Annotated in this window: 6 protein-coding genes, 1 tRNA gene and 2 pseudogenes; 2 read left to right on the top strand and 7 right to left on the bottom strand. The window is 37.1% G+C overall.

Translation table 11 applies throughout. The features are described from left to right. From Q1J40_RS03840 to Q1J40_RS03815, 6 genes and pseudogenes are all read right to left on the bottom strand, one after another. Nucleotides 1–344: pseudogene (locus tag Q1J40_RS03840) on the bottom strand (hypothetical protein); the annotation flags it as partial. Next, nucleotides 344–679, bottom strand: coding sequence for a PM1773 family protein (locus Q1J40_RS03835; protein ID WP_301098735.1), 336 nt, complete (start codon nt 677–679; stop codon nt 344–346). The pseudogene Q1J40_RS03840 and the gene Q1J40_RS03835, both read right to left, overlap by 1 nt. An 11-nt stretch (nt 680–690) precedes the next feature. After that, a complete protein-coding gene (locus tag Q1J40_RS03830; protein WP_301098734.1) occupies nt 691–903 on the bottom strand; it encodes a helix-turn-helix transcriptional regulator in 213 nt (70 codons plus the stop codon). 171 nt (nt 904–1,074) lie between these two features. Further along, entirely contained in the window at nt 1,075–2,112 is a 1,038-nt protein-coding gene (locus tag Q1J40_RS03825) for a hypothetical protein (RefSeq protein ID WP_301098733.1), read from the bottom strand. Nucleotides 2,113–3,033: 921 nt separating this feature from the next. After that, entirely contained in the window at nt 3,034–4,281 is a 1,248-nt protein-coding gene (locus Q1J40_RS03820; RefSeq protein WP_301098732.1) for a tyrosine-type recombinase/integrase, read from the bottom strand. Between the two features lie 293 nt (nt 4,282–4,574). Beyond that, a tRNA-Sec gene (locus tag Q1J40_RS03815) sits at nt 4,575–4,669 on the bottom strand. A gap of 63 nt (nt 4,670–4,732) precedes the next feature. Between Q1J40_RS03815 and selA the strand changes: the two genes are divergently transcribed. Further along, nucleotides 4,733–6,130, top strand: a complete 1,398-nt coding sequence (gene selA / locus Q1J40_RS03810) for an L-seryl-tRNA(Sec) selenium transferase (RefSeq protein ID WP_301098731.1) — start codon at nt 4,733–4,735, stop codon at nt 6,128–6,130. Beyond that, a complete protein-coding gene (gene selB, locus Q1J40_RS03805; protein WP_301098730.1) occupies nt 6,127–7,965 on the top strand; it encodes a selenocysteine-specific translation elongation factor in 1,839 nt (612 codons plus the stop codon). Before selA ends, selB begins: the two co-directional genes overlap by 4 nt. A gap of 55 nt (nt 7,966–8,020) precedes the next feature. Here selB and Q1J40_RS03800 read toward each other — a convergent pair. Then, nucleotides 8,021–8,206, bottom strand: a pseudogene (locus tag Q1J40_RS03800) (iron-containing alcohol dehydrogenase); the annotation flags it as partial.

Below are 8,206 nucleotides of genomic sequence, written 5' to 3'. Positions count from 1 at the left end.
TCCTCTGGCGGTAGCTTTTCTAGTGAAGTGAACATCTGTAATAGCTCTTGCCCCTCTCTTAAATACTGGTCGAGTTCTATCGCCTCTTTAGCTAATCGTTTTTTAAAATGGAAACAATCAGGGTAATTTTTCTTACAACTTGCGATATTCCATTTTGTTTGTTGGAATACATAGCTCATCTGATAAAGTGGGTAGAACCATATCGTTGCCTTATTCGCTTTTTTGGCGGGTTTATCCTTTGCCTTAATGTTGCCTTTTGTTGACATCTCTAACGGTGTATTTGGTCTATTCTGTGCGTTCTTCCATTGCTTAAAGTCTTTGATTGGGTTTTGAGTACCGTTCATTAAATTTTTCCTTTAAATCTAGCTAAAATCGCTCTGGTTTCTGTCGCATTAAATGGCTCGGCATTGCGTGCTTGGGTTAAGGTGTTGGTAAATTGGATCATCTTGTACGCTTGTTCTTTATCTGCGATTGAATAACGGTAATATTGTCCTAGCCCATCTGCTGTCTTTTCCCATACTCGATTTACTTTAATGTTTAGCTTTCTCTCAATATTTGAGATTTCATTTCGTCCGCTTGTGATGTTGAGTTGAGTTACTCCCTCACGTTCTGAAAAACTACCATTCAGTAATAAAGCCCTAGCTATGCGCTCCTCTCGTGTTGGTTTATTGCTTTTCATTGCTCACCTCCCTACGCTTCAGGTTGGAAACTCGCTAACCAAGCTTTAACGTCTGATTCTTTCCAACGAGTAGAACGCCCCCATTTTTCAGGTTTAGGCAAATTACCCTTTTTAATTTGGTCGTAAATGAATGTACGAGATACCCCACCACCGAGAGCCATAAGCTCCTTACAGGTATAGCGTTTCTCGATGATGGGTTCTTGTGAAGTGTTGGTTATATCCATTAAATACCTCCGATAGTGTTTACTGATAATTAAATACTTCGGGGGTAGTTTGCTTGGTGTGATAATTGATTTCATCGCACGCGAAAAATATTTTTTCGTTGCGAAATTAAATGATTGAATTTATTAGTTTTATATACAAAAAATGCCTAACTAATTAGGCATTTCGGTAGGTTAATTTGTTGGATTGTTTTTTACTATATCATTAGCTTTTGAGAAATAAGCTTGTATTTTCCGTTCTTCTAATCCTTTTACTGTTTTCCCTTCTCTTTTGATTAGTATTTCATTGGTAATTGAACTTTGCGACCATTTCCTAGCATTAGAGCTTTTGATAACCTTAAGCATTTCCCCAATGAGATATAAAGCGTTATCTAGGTTTAAATCATTAGGTGGGGTTGTATCACTAGATTTTGCTACACTAATAAATTTATCAATTTGATCTTTATAGATAATAAAATCATTTATGTCTAGTATCACTGAATTTTCTTCATCCATACGCTCTACTGGTACAGAAGAATAATCAAATTTTATAAAAAAAAGAGCTTCAACTTTACTATCAGGGAAAACAACACTTTCCCATTTAACCGACCACCCTAAACCAAAGGTATCTACCGTGATATTATTTTCTACCATTTTTCTTAAATGGTTAGTTATGTCCGAATTAGCATAAACATAACCCTTAAAATATATCTTCCCAAACATTGAGTAAGTTTCTTTCTCGTAGTTACTGTGTTTTGTGTTTCTGGAAAATACAGAATGATTTTTAGATATTTGGCTCTTATCTTTACGAGAAATAACGACTCTTTTAACCTTTCCCCCATCTTCTTTTTTTTCTAGTTGTATAAGTGGATCATCACCAATTTTTGATACTCTTGGCGTATCAAACCTTATATAAAAATAATCGTCTTGAATTATTGAGGCATCCCAATAAGACATTTTTTCAGGATGTTCCACTCTGAATTTTTCTATACACTCTGAAGAGTGGAAAACAACCGTACTTCTCTTATTTACTGTAAAGCGAGAATCCCTCCTCACCGCACTTTTGGGAATAACCAACTTATCTTGTCCTATTGCTATGGGCATAGCTATTCTTATAATTCCTTGATGTGCGTATTCTACTAAATCCCGAATAGTTAAGTTTTCATCCAAATTATTATTTATAAGATTTACTGCCTGATCTAAACGATAATATTTTAATGGTGGTAATGCCATAAAAACGCCCTTACGTTTGCCCTTATCTAGTGAGAGCGTGGAAAGTAATAATAAGGGTTATTACCTTGTCGTGTCGGTTAATTACTCCGCCACTATCCACGCTAATTCTTGATGTTCTGATTGCGGGGTAAATCTTACTTTTGATTACTTCGGATTACGTCCGCTTACATGAATTATTATCTTTATATTGCGGGTAAGGTCAAGTAAAAAATACTGAGTATAAAATCAGTGATTTGTGCGGTTTATGTTCTTAGGTTGGCGGGCTGTATTAGGTAAGTAACGCATTGATTTCTTGGCAAAATCCAAAATTGGTTTTTGTTGTCTTGCCTGTGGTGTGTGTTTTCTCGTGTTCCTATATTTTCTAAAAAATCATTGTGCGTAAAAATCTAATGGGGAGGGCGGTTCTCTGGCTTGCGTGATTTCTTTCCAAAACTCCCCCTACCTCTATAATTTATCTTTAACTTGTTGTTTTTATAGCAAAGCTCAAATTTGGGTTTTGTCATTGTCTTTCATCGCTAATTTCATCAATTTTCATCAATTCCAAGCTAAAAAGTAGGACAAAACACCTAAAAAATAGGACAAAATTCCTCGAAAATAGGACAATTTAAGGAAAAATGAGGACAAAACGGGGGCAAAATAGGACAATTTAGGGGTAAAATAGGACAATAATTTTTATTAAGTGATTGATATTATTATATTTTGTTAAAATTGTCCTAATTGTCCTACAAAAAAATACCTTTCCCACGTGAGAAAAAATAAAAAATAGGTTGAGTTGTGGTTATACGACCACGACTGATCCAGTTATGGTCATATGACCACGACTGAACCATGGAGATATGTCCACGGTTGAGCTGTTTCGATAACGAAACAACTGAAATTAGAGGGATTGAGAGAAAAGAAAAGGGCTAATGCCCCACTTGGTTATAGGAAAGGTTTAGGTGCGTTTTCTTCAATATAGTCGCCCCATTCTTGAAGCATATAGAAACGATGTTCTAGGTACTGAGCTTTATTGTAGGTTTTTCTCATTCTGTCTTTGTCTTTATGTGATAAAGCAGATTCTATCCAGTCAGCACTATATGCCCCTGTTTCGTTTAATGTGGTGCTGAATAAGTGCCTTATTCCGTGTGTGGTTAACCTACCCACACCTAAAGACTTTATGATAGCTTGCCGTATTGCCTCAATCGTAATATGTCCACTTTTGGCGGTAAGGCTAACGAATACAAAAGGACTATTAGAAGCCATTGGAACTATCGCATTATAAACCTTAACCTTTTCTAGCACTTCGATAGCTTGAGTAGATAGGGTAACGATATGCTCCCGCCCCTCTGGTAGATTCTTATTGCCTTTTTGTACTCTATACGTCCAAGTTCTTTCTTGAAAGTTTATATCTTCCCATTTTGCCTTTGCGACTTCGCTCGGTCTGCTACCTGTTAGCATGACTAGCAGAACGGCATAGAAGATATTCAAAGAAAATCTATTGTTATCTCTAGCTTGATAAAGCAAAGTAAGGAATTCGTCTATTTCTTCGGGGTCTATCGTGTTCATTCCTTTTGATACTGGCTTATCAAATTCTTTATGTATCTGGGCTAGGTTGTTACTAGCAATAAAGCCACGATGGAGAGCAAAACGCATTACATCGTTTATTTTGCTTAGAATCTTTTTAACTGTTTCTAGCTTTCCTTGTTCCTCTAATGGTTTTAATGCGTTGATGGCGATTAAGGGAGTGATTTTATCAATAGGGTACTTGCCTAAAAGTGGAATGATATGGCGGTTCATCAATGCCATCGTATCTTTGGCAGTTCTCTCTGAGAAGTTAGCTTGTAGCTTTCTTGCCTCGAACCAAGTCCAAGCCATTTTTTCAAAGGTTCTATTTAACCTATCCGCTTTTTCTCTCTCTAGTTGTTCTCTATGCTCTATTGGGTCTATATCCTGAGCTAACAATACCTTAAACTCCCCTCGCTTTTCTCTCGCCATAGCAAGAGATATGACGGGATATGTCCCTATTGTAATATTGCTTTTCTTTTTGATGTATGGCTTGTAATAGTTTAATACCCACGTTTTAGTGCCGTTCTTTTTCACGATTAAACGCAATCCTCCACCATCTGAGAGGATATAGTCTTTTTCTTTCGGTTTTGCCTGTTTTATTTTTGTATCTGTGAGAGTAGTCATTTTGTATTATTCATCGCAATAGGTACAAGAAAAATACTTAAAAAGTCATTTCAGCAACCATCTATAGAGCCTTTGCTACCAATGGTTCTAGGCAAAAATAGGTACAAGTTTTTTTCTGTTTTTCGTGTTTTCTAGGGAGTAAATCCTACTTGTACCTAAATCTTGTACCCTTTTTAGTGTTGCTGTGGGCTTACTTCGGCTTACGTCAAATTACATTTTAAATTAGAAAAGCTAGTATTTACAAGGGTTTTGATGTGCTAGGATTACGTTAGAGAACATAGAAAAACATGGATTGGCGGAAGTGAATGGGAGTTGAACCCACCCGAGAACGCTGGCGTCCTCAACAGGATTTGAAGTCCTGCCACCTCACCGGAGATGACTCACTTCCGAAAAACTGGCGCCATTCTACTGAATTTATTAGAATTAGGCAAAATATCTCATAGGATTCAGTATGCAACACTTATTTCGTTCTATTCCTTCCATTGATAAATTGCTAAAAAGTCCACTTGGCACAGAGTTAATAGCTCAATTTGGGCATCAAGCTTTTGTTGAACAAGCTAGAAAACTGATTGAGCAAGCTCGTGACCATATTCAACATAAAAATGAATTACCCGAATTTTTACTGTCTGAATCTATCTTCCTCACCCACTTAAAAACACAATTATTTGCTCAACAGCAAATTGCAATGAAGCCTGTATTTAATTTAACTGGCACAGTATTGCACACAAATTTAGGTCGGAGCCTTTGGTCAGAAAGAGCGGTTGAAGCGGCAACTAATGCAATGCGAAATAATGTAGCTTTAGAATTTGATATTGAGGAAGGCAAACGTAGCCATCGAGATATTTACATTTCAGAATTACTCCATAAAATCACAGGGGCAGAATCAGCCTGTATAGTAAATAATAATGCGGCAGCCGTTTTACTAATGTTGGCAACTTTTGCACAAGGGAAAGAGGTCATCGTTTCTCGTGGTGAATTAGTCGAGATTGGCGGTGCATTCCGTATTCCCGATATTATGCAACAAGCAGGATGTAAACTAGTTGAGGTCGGCACGACCAACCGCACTCATTTACACGATTACCGCAATGCTATTACAGAAAATACCGCATTCTTAATGAAAATTCACACCAGTAATTTTCAGATTCAAGGTTTTACTGCTAGTGTCAGTGAAGAGGAATTAGTCGCACTTGGAAAAGAGTATCATTTACCAGTTATCAGTGATTTAGGCAGTGGTTCTCTTACGGATATGAATGCCCTGAGTTTACCTGCTGAACCGATGGTGCAACAAAAAGTCGCATCAGGTGTGGACTTAGTTTCATTTTCTGGCGATAAATTATTGGGTGGACCTCAAGCCGGTATTATTGTCGGTAAAAAACAATGGATTCAACAACTACAAAAACACCCACTAAAACGTGTTTTACGTTGCGATAAAGTGATTCTTTCTGCTTTAGAAGCGACTTTACGTGATTATTTGTTCCCCGATCAGCTTACCGAGAATCTACCGACATTACACTTACTCACACAGTCTATTAAGCAATTGACTGAAAAAGCACAACAGCTCAAACAAGCATTAAGCAAGCGGTTAGATTCTCGTTATATTTTGCAAATTGAGCCTAGCTTTGCTCAAATTGGTAGTGGCGCCTTACCTACAGAAAAAATTGAATCAATCGCTCTAACTATTTCAAGTGAAAATCAACGAGATTTATTAGCCTTAGAGCAACAATTTAAAGCTTTACCACAGCCGATAATCGTTCGTCTTGCTCAACAAAAAATGTGGTTAGATTTACGTAGTGTGGCACAATTTGAAGATTTAATCACAATGTTAAATGATAAGGAAAATGGATTATGATCATCGTTACCGCAGGACACGTCGATCACGGTAAAACCGCTTTATTACAAGCACTCACAGGTATAAATACGGCTCATTTGCCCGAAGAAAAAAAGCGTGGGCTTACCATTGATTTAGGCTATGCCTATTTGCCGATTGAAAATGATATTTTAGGTTTCATTGACGTGCCGGGGCATCAACGTTTCTTATCAAATATGTTGGCGGGATTAGGTGGGATTCAACACGCTTTATTGGTGGTCTCTGCGGAAGAAGGAATTAAACCGCAAACGAGTGAGCATTTAACTATTTTAAAATTGCTAAATTTTTCGCAGATTATGGTAGTTATTACTAAAGCAGATCGTGTTGAGCCATCTCATATCGATCAGCTTATTAGCGATATTCAGCATCAATACCCATTCCTTAATCAGTCATACTTTTTTGTAACTTCTGCTCATTCTGGACAAGGTATTGCAGAATTAAAAGCACATTTAATTGAATTAAATAAGTCTAGCCATTTACTTAATAAACCTTTCCGCTATGCGATTGACCGAGTGTTTAATGTCAAAGGTGCTGGGCTAGTGGTAACAGGTACAGCGATTGCAGGGCAAATCAAAATTGGCGATGAATTGTATCTATCAAGCGGAGAGAAAGTCCGAGTGAGAAATATTCATGCACAAAATCAAGTATCAGAACAAGGACTTGCTGGACAACGTTTAGCCTTAAACATTGTGAATGTGGATAAATCAGATATTGCCCGTGGGGATTGGCTCACTTCATTACAACCTAATTATGCCACCGATCGCATTACAGTCCGCCTATTTGCTGATCAAACTTTAAAAGAAAATACTGTCGCGCATCTCTATCACTATGCTAGTCATATTACAGGCAAAGTCAATTTATTGAATGCTAAACAAGCGGTCAGAAATGGCGAATATTTTGCAGAAATCATTTTAGATGAACCACTCCATATTGTATTGGGCGATAAACTGATAATTCGCAGTGGAGACGATAGCCAAACCTTAGCAGGAACGGAAGTTTTAGAAATATTTTCCCCAAAACGACATAAACGCAGTGAAGAACGTTTAGCTTATCTCCAAAAACTATTACAAGCGGTCACTTTAAATGAACGTTTTGCACTTTATTTATCAACCAAAACAATGCCTCTCGAGCAATTAGTGTGGCAAGAGCAAGTACAAGAAGCAGATATATTAAATTTAGGCTATAACCATTATGGTAAGTGGATATTTACTTCTGCCTTTCAGCAACAGATTCAACAGCGAATTATCGATAAACTTACGGAATATCACACATTACACAACGACCAATTAGGCATAACTAAAGCACGTTTACACCGCTTATCAGCCCTTGACCAACCTGAAAGTTTGATTGCTCATTTTATTGATGAATTGGTACTGACCAAAAAGCTCACTCAAACACGAGGTTGGATTCACACACCAGAGCATCGCATTGAATTTAACGCCGAAGAATTGCAAAAATGGGCGGAGATCCGACCGCTATTTGAACAAACTAACCAAGCATTATGGGTACGGGATATTGCTAATGAATTATTAGCTGATGAAACAGAAACCCGCAATTTACTCTATAAAGCAGGAAAGTTAGGTTATCTTGTACCGATTGTAAAAGATCGCTTTTTGCTACAAGAACAAATCTCTGTCTTTGCTCAAGAGATTAAACAATTTATTGAACAAAACGGTTCAATTTCGGTTAATCAGTTGCGAGATAAAATCGGTTACGGACGCAAGGTTACTGTACAGTTAATTGAATATTTTGATCGTTCGGGATTCTTACGTAGAAAAGGTAATGAGCATCTGTTGAGGGATAAAGATACGTTTTAAACTAAAACAAGCGATGAAAAATCATCGCTTGTTCTTTCAATCAAAAAATAAATTACTAGAAGGCAATTTTATACACTTCTAATAACTCATCAGCGGTACAATCTCTAGGATTACCACCAGTACAAACATCATTAAATGCATCTACTGATAGTGAAGGAAGATCTTCTTCTTTAACGTCAATCATAGAGAGTTTTTCTGGAATATTAACATCTCTTGCTAATTTCTTCACTGCATCGATAGC

This window comes from Otariodibacter sp., assembly GCF_029256985.1.
Taxonomy (GTDB): domain Bacteria; phylum Pseudomonadota; class Gammaproteobacteria; order Enterobacterales; family Pasteurellaceae; genus Otariodibacter.
Note: the sequence above shows the minus strand (reverse complement) of the source record. Positions and strands in the feature narration are given on the sequence as shown.

What these genes read in the sequence shown, in the direction of transcription:
- Q1J40_RS03820 (WP_301098732.1), bottom strand. Translation starts at nt 4,281, where the DNA reads ATGACTACTCTCACAGATACAAAAATAAAACAGGCAAAACCGAAAGAA.
- selA (WP_301098731.1), top strand. Translation starts at nt 4,733, where the DNA reads ATGCAACACTTATTTCGTTCTATTCCTTCCATTGATAAATTGCTAAAA.
- Q1J40_RS03830 (WP_301098734.1), bottom strand. Translation starts at nt 903, where the DNA reads ATGGATATAACCAACACTTCACAAGAACCCATCATCGAGAAACGCTAT.
- selB (WP_301098730.1), top strand. Translation starts at nt 6,127, where the DNA reads ATGATCATCGTTACCGCAGGACACGTCGATCACGGTAAAACCGCTTTA.
- Q1J40_RS03835 (WP_301098735.1), bottom strand. Translation starts at nt 679, where the DNA reads ATGAAAAGCAATAAACCAACACGAGAGGAGCGCATAGCTAGGGCTTTA.
- Q1J40_RS03825 (WP_301098733.1), bottom strand. Translation starts at nt 2,112, where the DNA reads ATGGCATTACCACCATTAAAATATTATCGTTTAGATCAGGCAGTAAAT.